20 protein-coding genes are annotated in these 23874 nt (G+C 63.7%); 10 read left to right on the top strand and 10 right to left on the bottom strand.

What is annotated here, in order from left to right; all coding sequences use genetic code 11:
• Nucleotides 1-63 precede the first annotated feature (63 nt).
• The 3 genes from EA187_RS09105 (at nt 64) to EA187_RS09095 (ending at nt 6154) form a co-directional block, all read left to right on the top strand.
• A complete protein-coding gene (locus EA187_RS09105; protein WP_127780054.1) occupies nt 64-2628 on the top strand; it encodes a hybrid sensor histidine kinase/response regulator in 2565 nt (854 codons plus the stop codon).
• A gap of 105 nt (nt 2629-2733) precedes the next feature.
• Entirely contained in the window at nt 2734-5307 is a 2574-nt protein-coding gene (locus EA187_RS09100) for a hybrid sensor histidine kinase/response regulator (protein WP_127780053.1), read from the top strand.
• A 109-nt stretch (nt 5308-5416) separates the two neighbouring features.
• The gene (locus EA187_RS09095; protein ID WP_127780052.1) at nt 5417-6154 is read left to right on the top strand and encodes a hypothetical protein; all 738 of its coding nucleotides are present in this window, start codon (nt 5417-5419) and stop codon (nt 6152-6154) included.
• A 301-nt stretch (nt 6155-6455) separates the two neighbouring features.
• Here the strand turns inward: EA187_RS09095 and EA187_RS09090 are convergent, their stop codons facing one another.
• The 5 genes from EA187_RS09090 to EA187_RS09070 all read right to left on the bottom strand — a co-directional run bounded on the left by EA187_RS09090 (nt 6456) and on the right by EA187_RS09070 (nt 12162).
• Complete coding sequence (locus EA187_RS09090; RefSeq protein ID WP_127780051.1) at nt 6456-7334, bottom strand: ATP-grasp domain-containing protein; 879 nt, start codon at nt 7332-7334, stop codon at nt 6456-6458.
• The gene (locus tag EA187_RS09085) at nt 7331-8569 is read right to left on the bottom strand and encodes an NHL repeat-containing protein (RefSeq protein WP_127780050.1); all 1239 of its coding nucleotides are present in this window, start codon (nt 8567-8569) and stop codon (nt 7331-7333) included. Before EA187_RS09085 ends, EA187_RS09090 begins: the two co-directional genes overlap by 4 nt.
• 205 nt (nt 8570-8774) lie before the next feature.
• Nucleotides 8775-9686, bottom strand: a complete 912-nt coding sequence (locus EA187_RS09080) for a glycosyltransferase (RefSeq protein ID WP_164856146.1) — start codon at nt 9684-9686, stop codon at nt 8775-8777.
• Between the two features lie 74 nt (nt 9687-9760).
• On the bottom strand, nt 9761-10699 hold the full coding sequence (locus EA187_RS09075) for a hypothetical protein (RefSeq protein WP_127780048.1): 939 nt from the start codon (nt 10697-10699) through the stop codon (nt 9761-9763).
• 26 nt (nt 10700-10725) lie between these two features.
• Nucleotides 10726-12162, bottom strand: coding sequence for an MBOAT family O-acyltransferase (locus EA187_RS09070; protein ID WP_127780047.1), 1437 nt, complete (start codon nt 12160-12162; stop codon nt 10726-10728).
• A 319-nt stretch (nt 12163-12481) separates the two neighbouring features.
• Between EA187_RS09070 and EA187_RS09065 the strand changes: the two genes are divergently transcribed.
• From EA187_RS09065 to EA187_RS09035, 7 genes are all read left to right on the top strand, one after another.
• Nucleotides 12482-13153, top strand: a complete 672-nt coding sequence (locus EA187_RS09065) for a hypothetical protein (RefSeq protein ID WP_115605896.1) — start codon at nt 12482-12484, stop codon at nt 13151-13153.
• Nucleotides 13154-13249: 96 nt separating this feature from the next.
• Nucleotides 13250-13702, top strand: a complete 453-nt coding sequence (locus EA187_RS09060; protein WP_127780046.1) for a flagellar biosynthetic protein FliO — start codon at nt 13250-13252, stop codon at nt 13700-13702.
• Between the two features lie 115 nt (nt 13703-13817).
• Nucleotides 13818-14576: a type III secretion system export apparatus subunit SctR gene (sctR, locus tag EA187_RS09055; protein ID WP_127780045.1), complete on the top strand. Its 759-nt coding sequence runs from the start codon at nt 13818-13820 to the stop codon at nt 14574-14576.
• A gap of 24 nt (nt 14577-14600) precedes the next feature.
• On the top strand, nt 14601-14864 hold the full coding sequence (fliQ, locus tag EA187_RS09050) for a flagellar biosynthesis protein FliQ (RefSeq protein WP_127780044.1): 264 nt from the start codon (nt 14601-14603) through the stop codon (nt 14862-14864).
• Between the two features lie 25 nt (nt 14865-14889).
• A complete protein-coding gene (locus EA187_RS09045; RefSeq protein ID WP_127780043.1) occupies nt 14890-15741 on the top strand; it encodes a flagellar biosynthetic protein FliR in 852 nt (283 codons plus the stop codon).
• Entirely contained in the window at nt 15738-16808 is a 1071-nt protein-coding gene (locus tag EA187_RS09040; RefSeq protein ID WP_127780042.1) for an EscU/YscU/HrcU family type III secretion system export apparatus switch protein, read from the top strand. The genes EA187_RS09045 and EA187_RS09040 overlap by 4 nt, the downstream gene beginning before the upstream one ends.
• Nucleotides 16805-17209, top strand: coding sequence for a tetratricopeptide repeat protein (locus tag EA187_RS09035; RefSeq protein WP_127780041.1), 405 nt, complete (start codon nt 16805-16807; stop codon nt 17207-17209). The genes EA187_RS09040 and EA187_RS09035 overlap by 4 nt, the downstream gene beginning before the upstream one ends.
• A gap of 14 nt (nt 17210-17223) precedes the next feature.
• Here EA187_RS09035 and EA187_RS09030 read toward each other — a convergent pair whose 3' ends face one another.
• The 5 genes from EA187_RS09030 to thiD all read right to left on the bottom strand — a co-directional run bounded on the left by EA187_RS09030 (nt 17224) and on the right by thiD (nt 23873).
• Entirely contained in the window at nt 17224-17595 is a 372-nt protein-coding gene (locus EA187_RS09030; protein ID WP_115605909.1) for a response regulator, read from the bottom strand.
• A 29-nt stretch (nt 17596-17624) separates the two neighbouring features.
• Nucleotides 17625-19250 carry a response regulator gene (locus EA187_RS09025; RefSeq protein ID WP_115605911.1) on the bottom strand — a complete coding sequence of 542 codons (1626 nt, stop codon included), beginning with the start codon at nt 19248-19250 and terminating at the stop codon, nt 17625-17627.
• A 249-nt stretch (nt 19251-19499) separates the two neighbouring features.
• Complete coding sequence (infC, locus tag EA187_RS09020) at nt 19500-20102, bottom strand: translation initiation factor IF-3 (protein WP_127780040.1); 603 nt, start codon at nt 20100-20102, stop codon at nt 19500-19502.
• A gap of 202 nt (nt 20103-20304) precedes the next feature.
• The gene (gene alr / locus EA187_RS09015) at nt 20305-23031 is read right to left on the bottom strand and encodes an alanine racemase (protein WP_164856144.1); all 2727 of its coding nucleotides are present in this window, start codon (nt 23029-23031) and stop codon (nt 20305-20307) included.
• Nucleotides 23028-23873 (bottom strand): bifunctional hydroxymethylpyrimidine kinase/phosphomethylpyrimidine kinase, encoded by an 846-nt coding sequence (thiD, locus tag EA187_RS09010; protein WP_127780038.1) that lies wholly within the window; start codon nt 23871-23873, stop codon nt 23028-23030. The genes alr and thiD overlap by 4 nt, the downstream gene beginning before the upstream one ends.
• Nucleotide 23874: the final 1 nt, after the last annotated feature.

The following is a 23874-nucleotide window of genomic DNA, read 5'->3' as shown; positions in this document are numbered from 1 at the left end:
GGCGAGAACCTCGCCACATGACGAGCCGACCACGCATAGAACCAGGGGACGAGCGCTGAGCCTATGAAATCATTCATTCATTATTTCATCCCCGATCACCTCCTCGAACACGACGTGAAGCGCCGCCGCGCCGAGGCGGCGATCTCCATGATTCTGGTGATGGGGGGCTGGGGGGTGATCAGCGCTCTGGTGACCTACTACCTGACAAAGAGTCTGTTTTCGCTGGCGGTGATCCTTCTGGGGACATCGGTGACCTTCTCGGCGGCGCCCTTGCTCCGGCGCAGCGGCAATATGGTGCTGACGGGCTACGTGGTGCTGGTGCCCGCGGCGGCCTTGATTGTGGGGATGTCGACGATCACCGGCGGGGTGCAGGCCACCGCGCTGACCTGGCTGATTATCATTCCCCTGCTCTCGCTGGTGCTTCAGGGAAGGAGGCATGCCGTGCTCTGGATGGTGCTGGCGGTGGCCATCTGGGTGGGTTTTGGGCTCTACGAGGCGCTGGGGCCGGGCTTTAAGGCCTTTGAGGATGAGATGCTTCTGGGAAACCGCCTCCTGGAGCTGGTGGGGGTGGGCTCGCTGGTCTTTGGCATCTTTGTCTTCAACAACCGGCTTCAGGGCTGGCTCTATCAGGCGCTGGGGCAGGAGCAGGCACGCACCCGGGCGGTGGTCGACACCGCGCCCGACGCCATCATGACGCTGGACGCCCACGGGCACATCCTGGATGCGAACGCCGCGGCCGCCCGCGTCTTCGACCGCGGTGAGGAGGCGTTGGTCGGCGAATCGATCCGTGCGTTGATTCCCTCGCTGGAGCACGAAGTGTTGGAGGGGCGTCTGCAGGCCAGCGACCGGACCAACCACGAGCACACCGCCCTTCGCCGGGGCCAGGAGTTTCCCCTGGAGCTCGCGCTGGGAAGTTTTGAAGAGGAGGGCGCCCTGCACCACGTGCTGGTGATGCGCGACATCACCGATCGTCAGGCCTCCCGGACGGCCCTTCAGGCCGCCCGCGACGAGGCCCTGGAGGCCAGCCGCGCCAAGAGCGCCTTTCTTGCCAATATGAGTCACGAGCTGCGCACCCCGCTCAACGCCGTGATCGGCTACTCCGAGATGATCCTCGAAGAGATCGAGCTTGCCGGCGACAAGAACCCCGAGGTGCGCCCGATCGTCGAGCCCTTTGTGCCCGATCTCAACCACATCCGCGGCGCGGGCAAACACCTGCTCGCGGTCATCAACGACATCCTCGATCTCTCCAAGATTGAGGCCGGCAAGATGACCACCCACATCGAGCTCTTCGATCTGGCCGCGCTCCTGCGGGACGTCAGCGCCACGGTGCTTCCCCTGGCCCAGAAGAACGGCAACCAGGTCACCCTGGATATGGACGAGGACGCCATCCGCTTTGTGCGCACCGACCCCACCAAGGTGCGCCAGATCGCGTTCAACCTCTTATCCAACGCCTGCAAATTCACCCACTCCGGCACGGTCACCGTCGAGGTGCGCCCCGACGAGAAGAACACGCACATCGTCATGGCCGTGCGCGACACCGGGCTGGGCATGACGCCCGCGCAGCTCGCCGGCATCTTTGAGGCCTTTACCCAGGCCGACACCTCCACCACCCGCGAGTTCGGCGGCACGGGGCTGGGCCTGACCATCACCCGCCACTTCGCGAGTCTTCTGGGCGGCACCATCGAGGTGGAGAGCGCCCCGGGCGAAGGCACGACCTTCACCGTACGCCTGGCCATGGATCTGGGAAGTGACGACGACGCGGCGGCCCCCTACGCCACGCTCGTCGACACCTCCCCGAACGCCCACGCGAGCTTCATCGGCAGCGGCCACACCCTCTCCAACCTCCCGGCCATCGGGGAGTCGGGCCTGGTGCTGGTGGTCGACGACGATCCGACGGTGCGGGATTTGTTCCGGCGCATCCTGGAGCGCGAGGGCTACGAGGTCGTCTGCGCCGCCAGCGGCACCGAGGCCCTCCTTCTGGCCGAGCAGCTTCGCCCCGACGCCATCACCCTCGATGTGATGATGCCCCAGATGGACGGCTGGACCGCCCTCTCCCGGCTCAAAGCTCACCCCGACCTTGGCGCGATCCCGGTCATCATGATCACGATGGTCTCCGAGGCCGCCCGCGGCTACGCGCTGGGCGCCGACCACTACCTGATGAAACCCGTAGAGCGCGACGCCCTGCTCTCCATTCTGCACACCTACCGCGACGCAGATCTTCCCGAGGAGCAACCCATCCTTATTGTGGAAGACGACGAGCCCACCCGCGCCCTGATGCGCCGCGTGCTTCACAACGAAGGCTGGCAGGTCATCGAGGCTACAAACGGCCTCGAAGGCCTCGAAAGCCTGGACGCTCATACCCCCCGGCTCATCCTCCTCGACCTGATGATGCCCAAAATGGATGGCTTTGAATTTCTCCATACACTTCGTCAGGATCAGGCCCGTCGTCATATCCCCGTCGTGGTGGTCACTGCCAAGGAGCTCACCGACGAGGATCGCGCTCGACTTCGCCAGGGCGTCAACGCCATCATCGAGAAGGGCGGAAACGACCGCGATCGCCTCCTCGATGAGCTCCGCACGATGGTCCGACGCCACACGCCACGCCCGCTCGTCGACACGCTCCTCTGAGAGTGATACTTCCCGCGCTCACGCAGCGATTCTTATGCACGCCCCCTGAACTCCTTCTATCCACAAAGCTCTCGTCGTTGAGCTCATTGGCCTAAGGCCCGAATCATGCTTCAAAACGCCGTCGATTATTTTATCCCCGAGGACTATGGCCAGGGACGCGACATTGAGCGAAAACGCGCCGAACTGGCCATTCAAACCGTCTTCTTTCTGGTGATCTGGGGCCCCATCGCCGCGACCTTTATCTGGGTAACCCAGCACTCGGTGTCGATCACGCTGGCGGTGATCGCGGCGACGATTTGCGTGGGCTCGGCCCCCTTTGCGCTCAAGCGCACCGGGAGCATGCCGCTGGCGGGAAATCTCATCCTGATTCCCTTTTACATCCTCTTTCTGGGCATGGCGCTGGCGGCCAACGGCATGGACTCCGAATCGCTCAGCTGGATGGGGCTGGTGCCCATGTTTGCGCTGCTCTTCCTGGGCACTCGCCCCGCCCTGGGGTGGCTGGCGCTGACGTTAACAACCTGGGTGGCCATTTTTATCGCCGACATCAACGGCGTGGCCTTCGCGCAGATCATCGGCGCAAACAGCCCCGAATCGACCCGACTCATCGAGATGGTGGGCATGACCAGCGTGATGTTCTCGATGTTCGTCTTAAAAGACCGCCTCCAGGAGTGGCTTATCGACCGGGTCAAAACCCGTGAGGCCGAAACCCGGGCGGTGGTGGAGACGGCCCCCGACCCCATCCTGACAATCAACGCCGATGGACGTATCGAGAGCGGAAACCCGGCCAGCGCCCGGATCTTTGGCCTCTCCGAAGACGCGCTCATTCAGACTCCGATCGAGGCGTTGGTCCCGGCGCTGACCGCGGGCAGGCTTCGCGAATCGGCGCTCAAGGGCACGTTGCGCTCGGCCACCGAGCTCGAAGGCATGCGCCACGGGGAGCTCTTTCCGATCGAGGTGGCGCTGGGCACGCTCTACGACTCGACGAATGTGCGCTTTGTTTTGATCTTGCGCGACGTCACCGAACGCCACGCTGCCCGCCAGGCCCTGGAGCTGGCCCGTGATGAGGCCCTGGAGGCCAACCGTGCCAAGAGCGCCTTCCTGGCCAATATGAGCCATGAGCTGCGCACCCCGCTCAACGCCGTCATTGGCTACGCCGAGATCGTGCTTGAGGAGATCGACGTCATCGTCGAAGCGCAAAACGAGGCAACCCCTATCGTCGAGCCCTTTCGACCCGACCTCCAGCGGATCCGCTCGGCGGGCAAGCATCTGCTCGCGCTGATCAATGACATCCTCGATCTCTCCAAGATCGAGGCCGGCAAGATGACCACCCACATCGAGCTCTTCGACATCAGCGAGCTCCTCGATGATATCGCCGCCACCGTGGCTCCGCTGGCCCGTCAGAACTTCAACACCCTGACGATGACCCTCGATCCCGAGCTGCGCTACATGCGCTCCGACCCCACGAAGGTGCGTCAGATCGCGTTTAACCTGCTCTCCAACGCCTGCAAATTCACCCGCCAGGGCCAGGTCAAAGTCGACGCCCGCCGCGACACCGAGGCCGACCAGATCGTCCTCAGTGTCACCGACACCGGCATCGGCATGACCCCCGAGGAGCTCAAGCAGATCTTTGAGGCATTTACCCAGGCCGACACCTCCACCACCCGCGAGTTCGGCGGCACGGGCCTGGGGCTGACGATCACCCGCCACTTCGCAAGCCTGCTCGGCGGCACCATCGAGGTGGAGAGCAAAAAAGATCAGGGAACAACCTTCACCGTGCGCCTCTCCGCCGATCTTCGCGCCAACGAGCTCCCTCGCGAGGAGGCCGAAGAGGGTGAGCACGATCGCTCCCGCCCCCAATCCACCCCCGACCAGACCGCCAACGCGCTGATCGAGGCCGGCGTGGACCGAAGCTCGGAGAACGTCGTGCTGGTGATCGACGACGATCCCACCGTACGCGATCTCCTGCGTCGGATGCTGGAGCGCGAAGGGTTCTCGGTGGTCAGCGCCGCCAGCGGCACCGAGGGCCTGCACCTGGCCGCCGAGCTTCACCCGGCCGCCATCACCCTCGATGTGATGATGCCCCAGCTCGACGGCTGGTCCACCCTCGCGCGCCTCAAATCCGACCCGAAGCTCGAGCACATCCCGGTGATCATGGTCACCATGGTCTCGGAAACCTCCCGCGGCTACGCGCTGGGCGCGGACCACTACCTGATGAAACCCATCGACCGCGACGCCCTCCTGAGCATCCTCGATCGTTACCGTCACGAAGACGAAAGCCCATCGAGCTCTGAGAAAGGCCGCGTGCTCGTGGTCGAAGACGACGAGCCCACCCGCTCGTTGATCTGCCGCGTCATCGAAAAAGAAGGCTGGCAGGTCGACCAGGCCACCAACGGCCTGGAGGGTCTCCAGGCACTCGCCAGCAACGCGCCCCCGGCGCTGATTCTCCTGGACCTGATGATGCCGAAGATGGACGGCTTCGAGTTCCTGCGCCGGGTGCGTCACGACGCCGCCCACCGTCAGATCCCGGTCGTGGTCATCACTGCCAAGGAGCTCACCGACGACGATCGCGAGGAGCTCTCCCGCGGCGCCCGCGAGGTGCTCCCGAAGAGCGGCGATGACGGCGAACGCCTGCTCGAGCAGATCCGTGAGCTGGTGCGAAAGGTCCACGAGCACACCTGAGTCCTCCCACCACGGGGCGGCGCTGCGGTTTTTGCCGACGCACCGATCTGCTATAGAAGCCGATGCAAGTCACCCTGACTTCATCGGCTTTTTTTATGAGGATATGCGGATGCCCACCCCCTCTTCGACGCCCTCCCCCCTGCTCACCACTCCCCGGCTCACCACTCCCCGGCTGACCACGGCGCTGCTCGCGACGCTTATGCTCGCCATAGCCTGCGACCAGGCCCCGGACATCCCGCAGTCCGGACAGGCCCCGGCGGCCACTACCGCCAGCGCCGACGACGACACCACCGGGCTTAGAGGCGGCCAGCTCATCTACAAAGACACCTTCGACGGATCGGCACCCGGCGAGTCGTGGCAGAGCGGTTATGGCGGCTGGAAGATCGAGGAGGGAAGGCTGCGAATCGCCGGGGCGAAAAACGACGCCCTCTGGCTGCAAACGCCCCTTCCCGAGAATTTTCGCGTGAGCTTTGAAGCCACAGCGCTCTCGGAGGTGGGCGACCTCAAATTCGAGATCCTCGGCGACGGCCAGACCCACGAGAGTGGCTACATCGGCATCTTCGGCGGCTGGAACAACAGCCTCAACATCATCGCCCGGCTCGACGAGCACGGCGACGATCGCCTCGTCGGTGCCCGCGGCCAGAAGGTCGAGCCCGAGCGCACCTACACCTTCACCATCGTGCGCACCGACAAGCGCCTGCGCTGGTTCGTCGACGGCAAACCTTTCCTCACCTACGCCGATGAAGCCCCCCTCCAGGGCGAAGGCCACCGCTACTTTGCGTTCAACAACTGGCAGGCCCCGGCGGCCTTCGACAACCTTGAGATCTACGACCTGGGCGCACACTAAAGTCGGGTAAAAAGCCCGCAGCACACCACTCGAGCGCATTCAGGGCGGCGATTGGCAAGGAGCAAGGACGAAGCTGTGGCAACGCCACCGCGAGTCCGCAGCGACGCAGCCAGCGTCGTCCTGATGCGCTCGGTGCCCTCACGAATCGCCCAACGTCGCGTACCCCGGCGTCCCTCAACCACCTAACCTCTTAACCACCTGACCACAAAACGCGTACCCCCTAACGCCCTCACGAATCGCCCAACGTCGCGTACCCCGACGCCCCTCAACCACCTAACCACATAACCACAAAACACACCCCTCACCCCAACCGCCTCTTCACCCCCGCCACATACCGCTCCAACGCCGCCGGGCAGAGGTTAAAAAAGAGCGAGGGCTCCACAAGCTCCAGCTCCGCGACCATCGGCGCTCCGTCCACGCCCCGCACCAGATCCACCCGGGCGTAGAGCAGACCTTCACCCCCCACCGCCTTCAGCGCCCGCTCACCGAGCTCGCGCTCCGCCGCATCGACCGGATGCGGCCCGCTCACCGATTCGTCCTCCCCGGCAAAACGCGGTGCCTTTCGCACGCTATGCGTGAGCTCCCCATCGATAAAGATAAGCGAGCGCTCCCCGTAGTCGTCCACGCTGGCCACATAGGGCTGCACCAGCACGTCTTCGGCGGCCACCAGCGCCGCGACCACATCCTCGTCGATCGCCCCGGCCTCCATCACATGGGTCTGATAGGAGCCCGCCGAAACCGCCGGCTTGACCACGATCTTCTCCCACCCCTGGTCCTCACAGAGCTCGCCGACTTTCAGGCACGAGCCCCGCTCGATCATCGCCGTGGGCACCGCGGCCACCCCCCGCAGCGCCAGGGTGAGCAGGTAGCGCTTATGGGTGTTCCAGGCCACGACCTCCGCCGGATTGAGCAGCTCGCTGCGCTCGCCAGCAGCCTGCGCCCACGCCACAAAGGCGTCGCGGCGGCGGTGGTAATCCCAGGTGGAGCGAATCACCGTCAGGCTGCTCTCCCCCCAGTCCACGCTCGCGTCGTCCCAGACCACCCGACGGGCCCGAAGACCCGCCTGCTTAAGCGCCTCCATCAAAGGCGCCATATCCTCATCGGGCTCCGGAAGCTGAGCGCAGGTCACCACCTGAACATCCCAGCTCCGAAGCCCCGCCCCTCGTCGATTGTCGATCACAGGATCACGTCCACGCGGTAGAGCTTCCCTTCGCGCTGATGCACGAGATAGAGGCTGCCATCAACCGGGCTGATCACGATACCGGCCAGCGCGCCGGCGCCCAGCCCTGTATCCAGCTCCCGCAGATGCTCCCCGTCGAGCGTAAAGGCGTGCAGCTTGCCGGTGGCCTGATCGCTGACAAACATCACGCCCTCATGCAGCGCAAGACCACTGGGCTGCTCCAGGAGCCCCGCAGGCACGATGTCTTCGAGCTGTGCACCGTCCATATGGTCGTAGACCGAGATCCCGTCGTAATTCGGCAGCGTGATCGGTGCTCCGAGATCCCCGGCGTCAATGTTCAGACGCACGATGCGGCTGTTGCCGGTATCGGCCACGTAAAGAAGGCGCGTCTCTTTATCGAGCTTCATGTGGCTGGGCACACCTTCGACGCGGCTCAGCTCGCCATTGACGTAACGCAGCACCTTGCCGTCGGTATGATCGGACTCACCGACGCCGTGATCTTCACCGAAATCGGTGCGATCCAGCGAGCCGTACATCCCGTTGAATACCCAGTAGACGTTATCGACCTCATGGGCGATTCCCATCCCGTAGGGCGCGTTATGCAACATATCGAAGTGGGAGCCATTGAGCCCGGGAGGCGGCTCTTCTCCGTGAATGGTCAGGTCGGCCGACCAGAGCACCGGCCCCATAAAGTCAGCCTGACCATCCAGGAAGTTCGCCGTGCGTTCTTCACCCACCGTCGCCCAGAAGCCGTTGTCTCCAAAGGCCATCGCCGGCGGACGACGCATAAAATGCCAGGCGTTCGGGTCGACCTTAACGATCACCTCTTCGTCGGCCGTGCCAAAGTTCTTGATCGTCGTCGTCGAGCCCTCCAGCGCCCCACAACCTGCGGCGGTGGCATTGCCCTCTTCGCAGGGCTCATCGCTCGGATGTTCGCGACGAAGAAGCCACAGCTCGTTCTCCTCGGCCGGGTTAAACGCCAGATCGGTCAGCTCCATGGAGCGTTCCGTGGCGTAGACCTCCTCCAGGATCACCGTACCCGGCGACCCGTCGCCCACCCCGATCTGATGGCCCGGCGGAAGCGCCTCGCAGGTCTGCTCCGGCGCACACCAGGGCGTCTCACCGCTGCAATCGGAAAAACTCTCACACTCGGCCTGGCTCCCCTCGCCACATCCGACCGCCAGCATCATCGAGGCCCCGAGAAGGGCCAGTCCTTTCAAACCTACAACTCGCACATGCACTCCTGATCTCACAAAATCTGCGTTTCTCGTCGGCGGCGCACCCATCTTCAAGATGGCGCGGCGCCCTCATCGTTGTGCCGCGTCGATCAACGTCGATCACACACGCGGCTCCGGGTGCGGGGCTGCCTCACGTCGACGCGCACTCTACGTCAGAGCCCCCATCTCCACAAACACGCTGGCCAGAACCGGCCACCCGATCCTAGGCGTCCATCAGGGGCGTCGGCCCGTGGGACGCCGGCCACAACCACACATCGATCCCGAAAGGAACCTGCCAGAGGTTTTGCCAGCCCAACACCCCGAGCCCTCGAAGTCGTCTCCGCACCACCTGGCGATCGCCCGTACGTAGCACTGCCCCAAATACCTTCAATTGCTGAAAAAAGCGCAGACGCCCGGCCCGATGCTGCGGCGCATACACCCGCTCCTCATCGCTCAGAAACGCCTCCAGCCCCACCGCCTCCGCCATCATGATCAAGGTCATCGTCGCGTAGCGCGCCCCCACCCCCTCCACCTCAAAACGCCTGGTCGACGTTCTCAGGTAGCCCCCCAGGGTCACCCTCCGCCCTCCCCTCTTCTCCAGCGCCGCGATAAAGCGCTGATCTTCAAGATACCCCAGCCCCTCATCAAACCCGCCCACCGCCTCATAGGTCTCCCTGCGCATCAACATCCCCTGATCCCCGTTGGTCGTCAGAGCCCGATTCAGCGCCGACTTGCGCTCCAACCCCCGGTAAAACCTCCTCCGCTCCCCTCGCTGCGCCCCCTCAAAGTGGAGCGAAAAATGCCCCACCACACGCTCCGATACCCCTCCCTGCTCCTCCCGCCGCATGCGCTCCAGAGCGTCCCGCAAAAGATCCACATCCGCCGGGACGCTGTCCGCATGCAAAAACAACAACCACTCCCCCTCACTCACCAGCGCCCCCGCGTTCATCTGGCGGGCTCGACTCGCCATCCCCACCTCCACAACGCGCGCCCCGACCCTACGCGCAACCTCCGGCGTCCCATCAATCGAGCCCCCGTCGGCCACCACCACGTCCATCGCCACCCCCTTCTGCCCCTTCAGCGCATCGAGCAGCCTCCCCAGACGCCCCGCCTCCTCCAGCGTCGGAATGATCACAGAAACCCGCTCCACCTCACCCACAACGCCACCGTTTCACGTGAAACACCATATATTTCAGCAACGTACATCCCTTACCTCCCCATATCCAGCGCCCGAAATGCTTCCGTGCCCACGATCTCCTTCGTAAAGTGCCTCGCAGCCTCCCCGTTCAAATGCGCCGGGTCGATATAGGCATCCTCCGAGACGAACGCTTCAAACTCCTGCTCATCCCAGGACTCAAAACGCATATGCTTATACCCCCCGACCAGCTCTCCCATCTCCTCCCGAAAGAGCAGGTCCCATCCGTCGTATCGCTCCCGCAGACGCGGCCCTTCAAATACGATCACCTTCAACTCATGCGAAGCCAGAAGCGCCATCAGGGCCCGATGCACCTCCAGGCTCTCCTCGTCGATCAAGGCCGAATCCCCCTCGATGGGCTCCATCGCCAGGTCGCGAAATGCTCGATTCAATGGCTCAAACCCCGTGCCCATATCGCTCTCCGAGGGCGGCATCACCACATGGCGCAACGTCGGAAATACCCGATGATTGTGCCGATACGTCCGCGAGAGCAGCTTCACCCCCGTCCACTTCCCGAAGCGCGGCAATGTCGTTTGCAAAAACTCCGACGCCCCCAACTCCGGATAAAAATGGACTGCCCGCTCAAAACGCACCCCGCGAAGATCCCGAGGCTCCACCTGCAAAAGCACTGCATCGGGCACCTGCCCCGCCTCCAACATCACCCCCAGGGTCAAATACGCATGATAAATGCCCTGCCCGTTCGCCCCCAGGTTGAGCGCCCTGATCCCCAACTCCTCGCTGATCCAATCGGTGTCAATATGATGCCGCGCCCGGGAACTCCCCAACACCAGCAGGTCGATGGGCTCCCCCTCCACCGCCGCCCGCACCTGCCCTATCCCCTCCCCGGTGCGCACCTGCCGGCTCAGCGCATTCAACACCGATCCCACCCCAAAATCAGCCAGCACCAACGCCGCTAAAAATCCTGCCACCCACCGCCATCGTTGTGTTCTCATCGTATGACCTGCTCGCAACTGCATGCTCAAAACTGGAAGTAGATAAACTGGCCGGCACTCTCCGCCCCGAAGAGCGTGATCCCCAGCGCCATCGCCACATACGCCCCCCAGCGAAGCGCCACAGGCCGCCGCGCAAGCCACTCCCTCGCGCTCCCCTTACGCTCCTGCAACACCTGCACAGCCCCCATCACCCCAAGCCCCACCGCCGCACTCAACAAGATGTTGATGTCCAACAACGCCAGGCCCTCCGGCCCCGGCATCACACCCGCAATTCGACCGATGATCACCATCGCATCGTCGAAAGTCGCCGCCCGGAAGAAAATCCAGCTCAAACACACCAGATGAAAGGTCACCAACATCCGCCAACCGGACACCGCCAGCGACGGAATCCCTAATCTTTTCGACATCTTATCACGCCAGGGAAGCGTGATGCGCGACGCCGCCAGCATCACCCCCTGCAAGGTCCCCCAGATCACAAAATTCCAACTCGCCCCGTGCCACAACCCGCCCAACACCATCGTGATCATCAGGTTGCGGTACGTCTTCCACCTCCCCCGCCGGTTTCCCCCCACCGAAATATACAAATAATCCCGCAGCCAGCTCGAAAGCGAGATATGCCAGCGCCGCCAGAACTCGGTGATCGACTGCGAAAAATACGGCCGCTCAAAGTTCTTCATCAAATCGAACCCGAGCACCTTCGCCGCCCCGATCGCAATATCCGAATACCCCGAAAAATCGCAGTAGATCTGAAACGCAAAGGCATAGGTCGCAAACCCCAGCGTCCACCCCGAATGCGCCTGGGGGTTACCGTAGACCGCATCCACATACACCGAGAGGTTGTCGGCGATGACCACCTTCTTAAAGAGCCCCCACCCCATCAGCTGCAACCCGGACTGCACCCGCTCAAAATCAAAGGCCACCTCCCGATCCAGCTGCGGCAAAAGATGCTTCGCCCGCTCAATCGGCCCGGCGATCAGCTGCGGAAAGAAGGTCACAAAGAGCGCAAACTTTCCAAAATGCCGCTCCGGTTTCAGCTCCCCCCGCCAGATGTCGATCGTGTAGCTCAGCGTCTGGAAGGTATAAAACGAGATCCCCACCGGCAGCAGCACATTGAGCTCAGGCGGCGCATAGCTCACCCCCAACGCCCCCAGACCCTGGGCCAGGCTCGTATGAAAAAAGCTCCAGTACTTAAACGTAAAGAGCATCCCCAGGTTAAAGCCCAGACTCCCCAGCAGGATCCCCGTCTGCCGACGCCGACTCTCGGCAGCCGCCATCGCCCGCCCCGCCACATAGTCCACACACGTCGACGCCAGGATCAAAAACGCATAGCTCGCGTTCCACTGCATGTAGAACACGTAGCTCGCCACCAGCAGCAGCATCCACCGCCAGCGCTGACCCAGCGCAAAATAAAGCGCGCAAACCACCCCGAAAAAAACCGCAAAATCAAGCGAGTTAAAAAGCACCTTCTGGCCTCACCCCGTACTCTTCTATCTGAACATCACGATTCCATGGCGTCCGCGCGGCTCACTTATGGACAGTATCGCCGCCATCCTAACGGCTTGCCCCCCCGAACGTCGAGCACCAACATCACTCGACCACCCCCTTTAAAAGCATAACAAAAACAACATGTTACACTAAAACATCCTTTGTCCCATCCCGCCCCGGCCTGCTCGTCACCCACCCACACACGTCCTCACCGCGGCCTCCATCCACACTGGCACACCCACCAAACTTTCGGTAAACCCACCCCCGACAACAGACCTCGAACCCCCGGAGTGCACGATGAGTGAAGGACTGGATAAAGAAACGCTCGAAGGCCGCCTCAAGGCCATGCTCGATACCCTCGATGAGAGCGACCTGCGCTACCAGGCGCTCAAAGGCTCGGTGGAGTTTCGCTCCGTCTGGGTCGACCTGGCCGAGTTTTTGAGCGAAATCGTCGACAACGACGCGTTTAAAGAATGGGGCTACCGCACCGTCTTTGCCTACTGCGCCACCGAGCTCGACATCAGCCGCGCCACCGCCCGAAAACTCCTCGAAGGCTACAGCTGGCTGGCCGAAGAAGCCCCCGAGTATCTTCCCAAAAACCGCCAGCCCGACCAGCCCGCCCGCGTCATGCCCGACATCGACACCGTCTCGGTGATGGCCAAAGGCTACCGGGAGGTCGCCGACGAACGCGTCCCTCAAGAAACCTACATGGAGCTCAAGGACTCCGCGCTACGCGGCGAACGCAACGCCCGCGAGCTGCGCAAAGAGTTCAAAGAGGCCGTGCCTGAGCACCTGCGCGAAACCCCGGCGCCTAACCCCCTCAAACACCTCAAACGCGCCCTCAACGAGGTCGAAAAAGCCCTCGACCAGATGGAACCCGAGGAGCAGGCCGAGCTTTTGCAACAGGCCGGGGAGCTGCGCGACGCGATCTTTGCCCTGGTGTCGAGCCAGGAGATCGCCGAGGAGTGAGCCAGGGGCTTCTCCCCCTCTGGCGCTCCGACCGCCACCTATGCCATCCTCTCCCTTCCACTTCATCGAAGTTGACCCCTTCAGGGAGAGCTCCCCATGGCGTATGGATGGTTGATCCTTCGCACGCTCATCGTGCTCGCTGCGGTGCTCGCGCTGGCCTACGCCGCGCTGCGCCTGCTCGCCAGGCACCTCGGCCAGCGCCAGCCCGCAGAGCCTGGCCGCATCGAAGTCCTGGAGCGCCAGCTCATTGAGCCGCGCCGCTCCCTGCTCGTCGTGCGCACAGCCGGCGAGTACTGGCTTCTGGCCAGCACCGAGCAGGGCATCCACCCGGTTGGTAAGCTCGACCCTGCGCCCTGGCGCAACAACGTCGCCACCTCAACCGCATCCCCCTCCCCCGGGGTGGAGATCCCGACCGACGCCTCCCACGCGCCCGACGTGATCGCCGCCGACACCAACCTCAATGGCCTCGATCGCGATGCCCTGATCCCCGCTTCGCAGGCGGAAATCAACGAGTTCAACTCGCCGAGCAACGCCCACCCCGGGCGCTGACCTGATCAAAAAAGATCGAAAAAAACGCCTGCCCACGCAAAACCTCCGCGCGCCCCACGACAATAAGAGACACAGCCTGACTGACCTCAGACGACCCGAGCCCGCGGAGCTCCTCGTGTCTCTTCGTTTTATCGCCCCCATCATCGCTGCGCTCTCCCTGCTTGCGCCCACCCTTGCCAGCGCCGAGCCTCTGGCCCAACCGCTCTCACCGAGCGGCGGAAGCCCACTCGCGCTCACCGCACTGCTGGCCGGCATGGCGCTCTTGCCCTTCGCGCTGATCCTGGTCACGAGCTTTGTCAAAGTCGCCGTGGTGCTCTCGATTCTGCGCACCGCCATCGGCGCCCAGCAGGTCCCGCCCAACACGGTGATCACCGGCCTGGCGATCCTCTTGAGCATCTACATCATGGCGCCGGTGGGCCACGACATCTTCACCGAGCTCCGCCCTCACATCGACGCGTATGAGCGCGGCGATCTCCAGGTGAATTTCAGCAGTATTGAGGAGGCTTCGCAGGCTGGCGCCGCACCGCTTCGCGCCTTTTTGATGCGCCACGCCGACCCCGAAGATCGCCTGCTCCTGCACGAACTCGCCATCGAGCTTCGCCCCCCCGAACAACATAAAAACGTCGCCGCAGAGGATCTGCTGGTCGTCGTCCCCGCCTTTGTCATCACCGAGCTCAAAGAGGCTTTCACCATCGGATTTATCCTCTTTGTGCCCTTCATCATCGTCGATCTGGTGGTGGCCAACATCCTGCTCAGCTTAGGGATGCACATGCTCAGCCCCACCACGGTGAGCCTGCCCTTTAAGCTCTTGCTCTTCGTGCTCGTCGACGGCTGGTACCTCGTCGTTAAGGGCCTGATCCTCGGCTACGTCTGACGCCCCTCACCCCCGGAGTTTCGCGTGGAAGATTACATCCTCCAGGTGGCCCGCGAGGGCCTTTGGCTTGTGCTCCTGACCTCCGCCCCCCCGCTGATTGCCAGCATGGGCGTGGGCCTGGCGGTGAGCGTGGTGCAGGCCACCACCCAGATCCAGGAGCAGACCCTGACCTTTGTCCCCAAACTCATCGCCGTCTTCGCCAGCCTGGCCATCGCCGGACCCTGGATCGGAAGTCAGCTCGTGCGCTTTACCCACGCGCTCTTCGAGGGTTTTCCCAACTACTTCTAAGCGGCCCTGAAGCCCGAGACGCGCCATGAGCGAGCTCTCCGCCTTTTTACAAAACACCGCCCTTCAGACGATGGCTTTTGAGGCCGTGGCTCTGGCCGCGCTCATCGCCGCGCGCCTGATCCCCATCGTGCAGATCGTGCCCTACTTCGGCGGCAAGGCCACCCCGCAGACGGTCAAGCTCGGGCTCGCGATCGCGCTCGGCACACTGATCTTCCCCACCGTCTGGATGCAGGGCGCAGGTACCGAACTCCCCGAGAGCAGCGCGCTGCTCACCGTGCTTCTGCTCAAAGAGGTGCTCGTGGGCTTTACCCTGGCCTTTGTCGCCTCATTGAGCTTTGAGGCCATCAAAGTCGCCGGCCAGCTTATCGACAACAACGCCGGGCTCACCCAGGCCACGAGCCTCGCTCCCCAGATCCCCGAGCGCGTCTCCCCCAGCACAAACTTCCTTTTGCAGCTGAGCATCGTCACCTTCTTCACCCTGGGCGGCCACCGCATCTTTTTATGGGGCCTGGCCAGAAGTTTTGAGCGCCTGCCCCCCCAAACTCTGCTGCCAGCGCCGGTGGGCGAAGGTGCGGCGATGTTTGCCGAGACTGCCGACCTCATCCTGCGCTTAAGCGTGGAGGCCATCGCGCTGGGCGTGCTCATGGCCTTCCCGGTCATCGCCGCCATATTGCTCGTCAACGTCTTCCTGGCACTGGTCAACAAGTCCGCGCCTCAGATCAACGTCTTCTTTCTGGGCATGCCTCTTAAAGCCGCCATCGCCGTGGCGGTCATGCTCCTGGGCCTCGACGTCCTCCTCGATCTCTTCATGGACCGCGCCCTCGACGACCTCGCGCTCCTGAACGCGCTCCCCGCCATGACGGGAGGCAATCCGTGAGCGAAAAGACCGAACAACCCACTCCCAAAAAACTACGCGACGCCCGAAAAGACGGAAAAGTCGCTAAATCTCAGGAGTTTACAGGCGTCGCGGTGATGCTCATCGCCCTGGCCACCCTCACCCTGACGCTGCCGATCATCGCCCTGGAACTCGCCGCATTAAGCGCACGCGCGATCGAGCTGGCCACGCGCCCCGACCTCGATACCACCCACATCGGCCCCCTTCTCTGGGAGGCCCTGCAAAGCATGGCCCGCGCGCTCGCACCGGTGCTCGGCGCGGCTTTCGTTGCAGCCGCCCTGGCCACCTACCTGCAGGTCGGCGCGATGCTGGTGATCAAGCCCCTGATTCCCGATCCCCAACGGCTCGACCCGATCCAGGGTGCAAAAAGGCTCGTCTCCAAAGAGCGCGTCGTCGAACTTATCAAAAATCTCCTCAAGCTCAGCCTGATGGGCTTTGTCGGCTACGGCATCCTGGGCGACTGGCTGCCACCGGTCTCCCGCGCCCCGGGCGGCTCGCTGCTCGGGGCTCTCGGTGCCCTCTCTCACGCCACCTTCGAACTCACCACCCACCTGGTCGCCGGCCTGGTCGTCTTTGGCATCTGCGATCTTCTCCTGCAGCGCTACAACTTCACCAAAGGACTGCGCATGGCCAAACACGAGATCAAACGCGAACACAAAGAGAGCGACGGCGACGGCCAGCTCAAGGGCAAACGCAAACAACTTCATCGTGAGCTCACCGCCGGCAACGGCCTGGCACGCGTTCGCGACGCAGACGCCGTCGTCGTTAACCCCACCCACGTGGCCGTGGCCATCAGCTACGACCAGAACGCGATGCGCGCGCCCACCATCGTGGCCTGCGGCCGCGGGGTGACCGCTCAGATCATCAAACGCGCAGCCTACCGCCACAACATCCCCGTGGTTCAAAACATCTCGCTGGCCCGGGCGCTGGTAGAGCTGGGCGAAGACACCGAAATCCCCGAAGCCTTCTTTGAGCCGGTGGCCGAGATCCTGCGCCACGTCTACAGCCTGCGCGACACCAAGTCGCACTCACACCCGGGACACCCATGACCCCCTCACCCACCCTCACTTCAAGCGCCCGCTGCGCCATCCTGCAGCTTGCCTACTGGCATCTGGAACGCGGCCATCTCCATAAAAGCGAAGCCCTCACCCGCGGTCTGCTCAGCCTCGACGCCACCGACGGTCCGGCCTGGTACTACCTCGGCGAATCGTTGCGTCGGCGAGGAAGGTTGAGTGATGCGGCTCAGGCGCTGACCCAGGCGACGCGTCATGGCGAGCGTCGCCCCCAAACCTGGCTTGCCCTGGCCGAAGTGCAGGTCATCTGCGCTGAGCCCGACGCCGCGCGCCACGCCATCACCGAGCTCTGCCGGTTGGTGCCGCGCGACGATCCGCGCGCGAAGCGCGCGCTGGCTCTCTTGCGATGCTGCCCCGCCCCTTTTGTCGCTTCATGAAGTGTCGGCCGCGATCAGCCGATCAGATTTGCGATCATCGGCGGAAGCTCCGCAGCGATCACCGGCATGCCGTCATCCTTGGACAACGCCCCCTGCGCCCCGCGCTCCGCAGCGATCTGCTCAAGCTCAGCACGCGGCCGCCCCGACACAATGATCACCGGAAGACTCGCAAGCCCTTCAATCGCGCGCAACGCGCGCACCGTATCGTCGCCCGGGACTTCCGGCAGATTCAGATCCGTGATCACCACATCAAAGCCCTGCCCTGCCACCGGAGCGACTTCCCCAAAACGCTCACACGCCACCACCTCATGGCCCGCCCCCTGGCACACCATCGTGAGCATCTGAACGATCAACGGACTGTCTTCAACGATCAATACCCGCGCCATGAATCCCTTTCCTCTGGCCTCACCGCCGCTTAAACACCGAGCGCTTCGCGATCGGCGGCCAGCAGCTCTTCCACCAGGTTGAGTAACTTCCCGCCGGCGATCTCGCCCTTAATCAAATAGCGATTCACCCCGGCTGAGACCGCCTGCGCGATCTCCTCTTCATCTTGAACACTTGTGAGCATCACGATCGGCAGCGCATCAAAGGTGCCCAGCCCGCGCACCGCGCGCACAAGTTCGGTGCCGCTCATATAAGGCATCTGCATATCGGTGATCAACAGGTCGTAATCGGCCTGCTTGATCCGCGAGAGCGCGTCTTTGCCGTCGGTCGCCAGCACAATATCGTAGGGCCCCTCCGAGAGCACAAACGCGATGGAGGCGGCCACCGTCTCGGTGTCTTCCGCCACCAGAATCCGCTGCTTGCGCACCGTCTCCTGACGCTCCACATAGGGTGCCACGGTGAGGATCTCCTGCACGCGATTCACCAGCTCACCGCCTCCAATGGAGCCCTTGATCAGGTAATCAATCGCCCCGGCTTTCAAACCGGTCTCTCGCTGCTCCGGGTGATCCAGGCTCGTGAGCAAGATCACCGGGATATGGTCAAGCCCAGGCGTCGAGCGCACCATTCGGGTCAGCGCCACCCCATCCATCCGCGGCATATCCACATCAGAAATCACCAGCGAATAGGCCTGCTCCTGCAACATCTGCAGCGCCTCTTCGCCGTTCTCGGCGATGTCGATGGGCACCTCCAGATCCGAGAGCAAAAAGCCCACACTCGCTGCGATGGTGGGGATATCGTCGACCACCAGAATCCGCTGCTCCAGCACCTCGGGAGCCGGGCCGTCTTCCACATCGGTGATCTCGGCGACGCCCTCGACTTCGGCCGGAATCTCAGGAATCTCCTCAGCTTTAGCGTCCGCCCCGGGTGCCGTCTCCGCCGCGCCTGGCAGGACTGCTCTCTTCGCCGGCACGAGCACCGCCGCACCGCTCTTCGTCTCCCCGGCCTGACGGGTCTGCCCGAGCTCACCGAGGGTCTTGCGAAGCTCCTGCACGATCTCGTCGGACTGCACCTCATCGATACGCGCCCCCTTTTCGCGGGCGGCGTCCTCGATCAGCGCATAACCTCGCAGCAAGGTCTTGGTGGGCCAGGCGCGTTTGGCCGGCTCCACTTTACGCATCGCCACGAGCACCTGCTCCATCGTCCCGGTGACTTCGGCCACGGGCTTAAGCCCCAACATCGCCGCACCGCCGCGGATCGCATGCAGGTGCGAGGTCGACTGCTGCAAGGCTTCTTCGGAACCGTGCTCGCTGAAGATCCCCATCATCGCGATCGACAGGCCGGTGAGCCGACGGCTGGCCTCCTGCTGAAAGGCCTCCACAAACTGCTCCAGCCCGGCGGCGGCGCCACTCGATGCTTTGGGCCTGGTCGGCGTCCGGGTCGTGGCTGCCTGGCGTGCGCTCAGAAAGTCAGCCAACCCCGAAAGCCCGCGCACGATCACATCGAGTCGGGTGGCGTCGGCACCTTCATCATCAAGCTCGCCAATGATGTCGGCCAGCCCCTGCGCGATCTTCGCGCTGCCTTCGCTATGGGCGCTTTCGGGCTCAGAGAGCGCCTCGAAACGCTCCCTCAATGTGTCGATTGCTGCTCGCTGATCCATCACGTTATCAACGCCTGTGGGTTGCCTCTTTATCGTTCGCCGACAGATGCGCTCGCATCATACGTCGGGCTTCGATCTGGGGCAACGCCGCCACCCCGGCAAATTTCGCCAAAAAAAGATCCGACGATCGCCTCGCGATCGCCGGATCTTTTGCTCGAAACCACCCGGTGCTCAACACCGAACATCTCTCGCACCTGCTCGCAAGCGCGCCATCGATGGAGGCGCGCATCGCCGCAGGTTTCCTGACCCTTATGAGGTCGAAGCAGGCTCGACGATCGCATGGATCCTCCAGCCTTCTCCGCGCGGAGACGATACCACGTTGATGGGCGTCTCGTAGTTCTCAGAAAAATCTGCCAGCAGCTCGCCAAGATGTTCCACCCAGCGCTGGGTGTAGGCGCGCTCGCGGCCTCGCATTCGCATGACAAATCGAACCTGGTTGCCGCCCTCCAAAAACTTCTTGGCGCGACGCAACTTCACGTCCATGTCGTGCTCGTCGGTATTCGGACGCAACTGCACGGTCTTGAGCTGCACACGCGTGGAGCGCGATGCGGCCGCCTTCTTGGACTGATCATACTGGTACTTACCAAAATCCATGATGCGGCAGACCGGCGGGCGAGAGTTGGGCGCAACCTCCACCAGATCCAGGCCGTATTCTTTGGCCTTATCGCGAGCCTCGTTGGGATGCATGATCCCCAGCTGCTCGCCATCGGGCGAAATCACCCGAACCTCAGATGTGCGAATGGAGTGGTTGACGCGATGTCCCGCGTTCGTGCTGTCGTTATGGTTGCTCCGGCGAATGATGACCTCCTCAAGGGTTGGTTGTTCTACGGGCCTACCGTTTGAAGTTAACATAAGCACAATTACCCAACAAGCCAGCCAGCGGCGTTCCTGGAGCAGTATGCGGCGCTGAGCGCCGGAATTCGGACGCTGGCGACATCGGCACGTGCCCCCATCTTTTTCGGACCTGCCTCAAAACTGCGCACCGCTGCGGGGTGCGGCGAGTACGTTTTGAACGTTTGGCACCGCCAGAGCGGCGTCGTAAGTCACCGAAGACTTACTCGGTCAAAAAGATCCGACGTACCCGAGGTGAAATACGACAGAGCAGCTCATAGGAGATGGTATGGCCCCGCTCCGCCCACTCTTCCACCGCGATCGCGGGGCCCCCGGGCGTCGCCTCCCCGAAGAGCAGCACCTCATCGCCCACCTGCACCGGGCCGGCGTCCGTCACGTCGATCATCGCCACGTCCATGCACACATTGCCCACCACCGGGCAGCGCGTACCTCCCACCATCACCTCGCCGCCATTGGACAAAAAGCGCGGAAAACCATCGTTATACCCCACCGCGATCGTCGCCAATCGACGCGCCTGCCCCTCGCAGCGCCAGGTGCGCCCGTAGCCCACCGTATCGCCCGCTTCCACCTGCTGAAGATGCAGAATCCGCGTCGTAAAGCGCAGCGCCGGGCGTACCCCGCTGGCCACATCGCCCACCGCCTCCGAGGGATGCAGGCCGTAAAGCCCCAGCCCCACGCGCACCATCGAGTAGCGCGCGCGCTCATGACGCCAGGCCGCAGCCGTGTTCGCCGCATGCACCACCCCGGTCGGCACCCCGGCGGCGCGTAAGCCTGCGAGCACCCCGTCAAACGCATCGAGCTGTCGGTGGGTAAACGCGTCCTCGGCCGGATCATCGGCAGCTGCCAGGTGCGTCATCACCCCGCCGATGCGCAACCCGCCCATCCCGGCGACCTTTTTGCCAAACGCCACCGCATCCTCCGGGAGAAGCCCCACCCGGCGCATGCCGCTGTCGACCTCCAGATGCACATCGACCTCCCTGCCGGCCCGGCGCGCCTGCATTTGCAGCGCGCGAGCCACCGGAAGCGCATAGATCAACGCGGTGAGGTCGTATTTGACGATCTTATCGGCCTCGGCCGCCTGCACATTGGTCACCAGAATGGGCAGGCGAATTCCGCGCCGCCTCAGCGGGATCGCCTCATCCGGGTAGGCCACCGCCAGCGCGCGCACCCCCTGCCGCGCCAGGAGCTGCGAGACGCGGGTGGCGTCATTGCCGTAGCCAAAACTCTTGACCACGGCCATCACCCCCACCTCGTCGCCCAGATGACGGCTGAGGGCATGGTAATTATCGCGGATCGCCCCCAGATCGATCGCGAGGCGCGTAGGCGCCACGCTCTCCAGAAGATGGCGCGCCGCGCGGTCGAGCCCGATGGTGCGGCTGGCCTTAAAGAGCACCACATCACCGGCCATCAGCCGCTCTTCCAGCACGCGGTTGAGCGCCTCCAGCCCCGCGGCCTGGTGGATGCGCTCCGGGTCCATCCCCGCCTCCACCGCCCCCTCACCGATGAACTTTGCGAGCTCTCCGAGCAGATAAAGGGTGTCGATCTGGTGGCGCGCCACCGTCCTTCCGAGCTCCCGATGGGCCTCTTCAGCACGGGCTCCCAGGTCGAGCATATCGCCCAGGATCGCCACGCTGCGCTGCCCGGCCGAGAAGTTGCGGAGCACCTCCAGGGCCGCGCGCGCACTCGACGGATCGGCGTTGTACGCATCGTTGATCAGCGTTACGCCCCCGCTGGTCGTATGCATCTGCAGGCGCATCTCGCTGAGCTCAAATCGCTCCAGCCCGCCCACCACCTCGTTCATCGAAGCGCCCAGGTTCCCGGCCATCGCCGCAGCCACCGCGGCGTTCTGCACATTATGCGCTCCGGGCACCCGCAGGCGTACCTCCCGGCTGCCCTTCTCCGCCAGCGCCAGCTCAAAACGCCAGCCCGACGCCAGCGCCTGCACCCGACGAGCCACGCTCTGAGCCTCGGGCCCACCGCCCGCTTCGATGCGCCCCTGAGCTTCCTCGTCCGTCTCACCGGCCCGGCGCGTCGCCCCCGGAGCTACACCCTCCAGCCCACCCGCACCATCGAGCTCCGAGAGCGCCGTCTCCCCCGCTTCATCGTTTTCCTCAAACGCACCTGAAAGCGCCGGATCGACCTGCCCATCCCCCTCCATCCCCACGTCCACCAGGTGCGGTTTCACGTGAAACAGATCCGAAAACGCCTCGAAAACCTCCCGCAACACCACCAGACGGCCGGCCTCCAAACCCTCGAAAAGCCGCATCTTTTCTTCGGCAATGCCTCGTCCGTCGCCCAGACCGGCGGCATGCGCCGAGCCAATATTCGTCAGAATCCCGTGCGTTGGCTGCACCATCGCCACCTGCCGGGCCATCTCCCCGCGCTGGCTGATGCCCACCTCGACGAGCACCACATCATGCACCGGACGTATGCCCAGCAATGTCAGCGGCACCCCCACCTGGGAGTTGTAGCTCCCCGGGCTCGCATGCACCGTATGACCGCGGGCCAGCATGCTCGCCAGCATATCTTTGACGATGGTTTTGCCGTTGGAGCCGGTGATGGCCACCACCGGAATATCGAACTTCGCCCGCCAGGCCGCCGCGATCGCCTGCAGCGCCGCCCGCGTATCCGCCACCCGAATCAGCGCCCCCTCTCCGAACTCTTCGCGCCGGCCATGATGCACAAGCGCCGCGCCCGCCCCCGACTCCAGCGCCTGACGCACGTAGGCGTGCCCGTCAAAACGGGGGCCCTCCAGCGCCACAAAAAGCGCGCCCGCGGCCAGAAGGCGCCGCGAGTCCACCACAACTTCGCTGATCTCGCGCTCCGCATCCCCCCCGTCGAGCCTCCCGTTGGCCCAGCTGGCCACCTCCCCCAATGTCAGCCGCGCGGCCAACTCGCCACTGCCAACCGACCTTATCTTGCTGCTCACCGCCACACTCCGTGCATCGGATTCACCGGCGAGATGCCCTCGCCGAGCTTCGGCGCCTTCTCGATCGCCTCGCTGATAAATTCGCGGGCAAAGGCCACCGCATCCACCAGAGCATCCCCCCGGGAGAGACGCGCACAGATCGCCGCCGAGAACGTGCACCCCGAGCCGTGCAACCGACCCGAGTCGACCCGGTCCGCCCCGAACTCCACAAAGCCCGAGCCGTCATAGAACACATCGCGCACGATGCGATCAAAATGCCCGCCCTTGATCACCACGTTCTTCGCGCCGGCGCCGTGCAGGCGTTTGGCGGCCTCCTTCATATCCTGCAGGCTCTCCACCTCGTTCATGCCGCTTAAGTGCCCGGCTTCAAAGCGGTTGGGAGTCACGATCAGCGCATGGCGCAACATCTTCTCCCGCAGAGCCACAAAGGCCGAGGGCGGCATCAGAGGCTCGCCATGCTTGGAGATCATCACCGGATCGACCACCAGGCGCTCCATCGGATGATCTTCGAGGTATTCGACCACGCATCCGATCATCGCCTCGCTGCCCAGCGCCCCGGTCTTGGCCGCGGTGGGTTTGAGATCGCCCAGCACCGCGTCGAGCTGCGCGCGCACCATCGCCTCCGAGACCATCTCCACCGAGCTCACCCCCACGGTGTTCTGGGCCGTGAGCAGCGTGAGCACGCTGGTGCCAAAGACCCCGCAGGCCGCAAAGGTCTTCAAATCGGCCTGGATGCCGGCGCCCCCACCGCTGTCGCTTCCGGCGATCGTCAATGCCACCGCCGGTGCCTCGACGGCCCCCGAACCTCCGGGTTTTTCGAAAAGATCAAAAAACGCGCTCATC

The sequence above is a fragment of the Lujinxingia sediminis genome, assembly GCF_004005565.1.
Lineage (GTDB): Bacteria > Myxococcota_A > Bradymonadia > Bradymonadales > Bradymonadaceae > Lujinxingia > Lujinxingia sediminis.
This window is presented reverse-complemented; position numbering and strand designations above follow the sequence as displayed.

Excerpts from the sequence above, each read along its gene's own strand:
- EA187_RS09045 (WP_127780043.1), top strand. The coding sequence starts at position 14,890 with ATGAGCGAGCTCTCCGCCTTTTTACAAAACACCGCCCTTCAGACGATG.
- EA187_RS09100 (WP_127780053.1), top strand. The coding sequence starts at position 2,734 with ATGCTTCAAAACGCCGTCGATTATTTTATCCCCGAGGACTATGGCCAG.
- thiD (WP_127780038.1), bottom strand. The coding sequence starts at position 23,873 with ATGAGCGCGTTTTTTGATCTTTTCGAAAAACCCGGAGGTTCGGGGGCC.
- EA187_RS09095 (WP_127780052.1), top strand. The coding sequence starts at position 5,417 with ATGCCCACCCCCTCTTCGACGCCCTCCCCCCTGCTCACCACTCCCCGG.
- EA187_RS09030 (WP_115605909.1), bottom strand. The coding sequence starts at position 17,595 with ATGGCGCGGGTATTGATCGTTGAAGACAGTCCGTTGATCGTTCAGATG.
- EA187_RS09075 (WP_127780048.1), bottom strand. The coding sequence starts at position 10,699 with ATGAGAACACAACGATGGCGGTGGGTGGCAGGATTTTTAGCGGCGTTG.
- EA187_RS09035 (WP_127780041.1), top strand. The coding sequence starts at position 16,805 with ATGACCCCCTCACCCACCCTCACTTCAAGCGCCCGCTGCGCCATCCTG.
- EA187_RS09105 (WP_127780054.1), top strand. The coding sequence starts at position 64 with ATGAAATCATTCATTCATTATTTCATCCCCGATCACCTCCTCGAACAC.
- infC (WP_127780040.1), bottom strand. The coding sequence starts at position 20,102 with ATGTTAACTTCAAACGGTAGGCCCGTAGAACAACCAACCCTTGAGGAG.
- EA187_RS09065 (WP_115605896.1), top strand. The coding sequence starts at position 12,482 with ATGAGTGAAGGACTGGATAAAGAAACGCTCGAAGGCCGCCTCAAGGCC.
- EA187_RS09060 (WP_127780046.1), top strand. The coding sequence starts at position 13,250 with ATGGCGTATGGATGGTTGATCCTTCGCACGCTCATCGTGCTCGCTGCG.
- EA187_RS09025 (WP_115605911.1), bottom strand. The coding sequence starts at position 19,250 with ATGGATCAGCGAGCAGCAATCGACACATTGAGGGAGCGTTTCGAGGCG.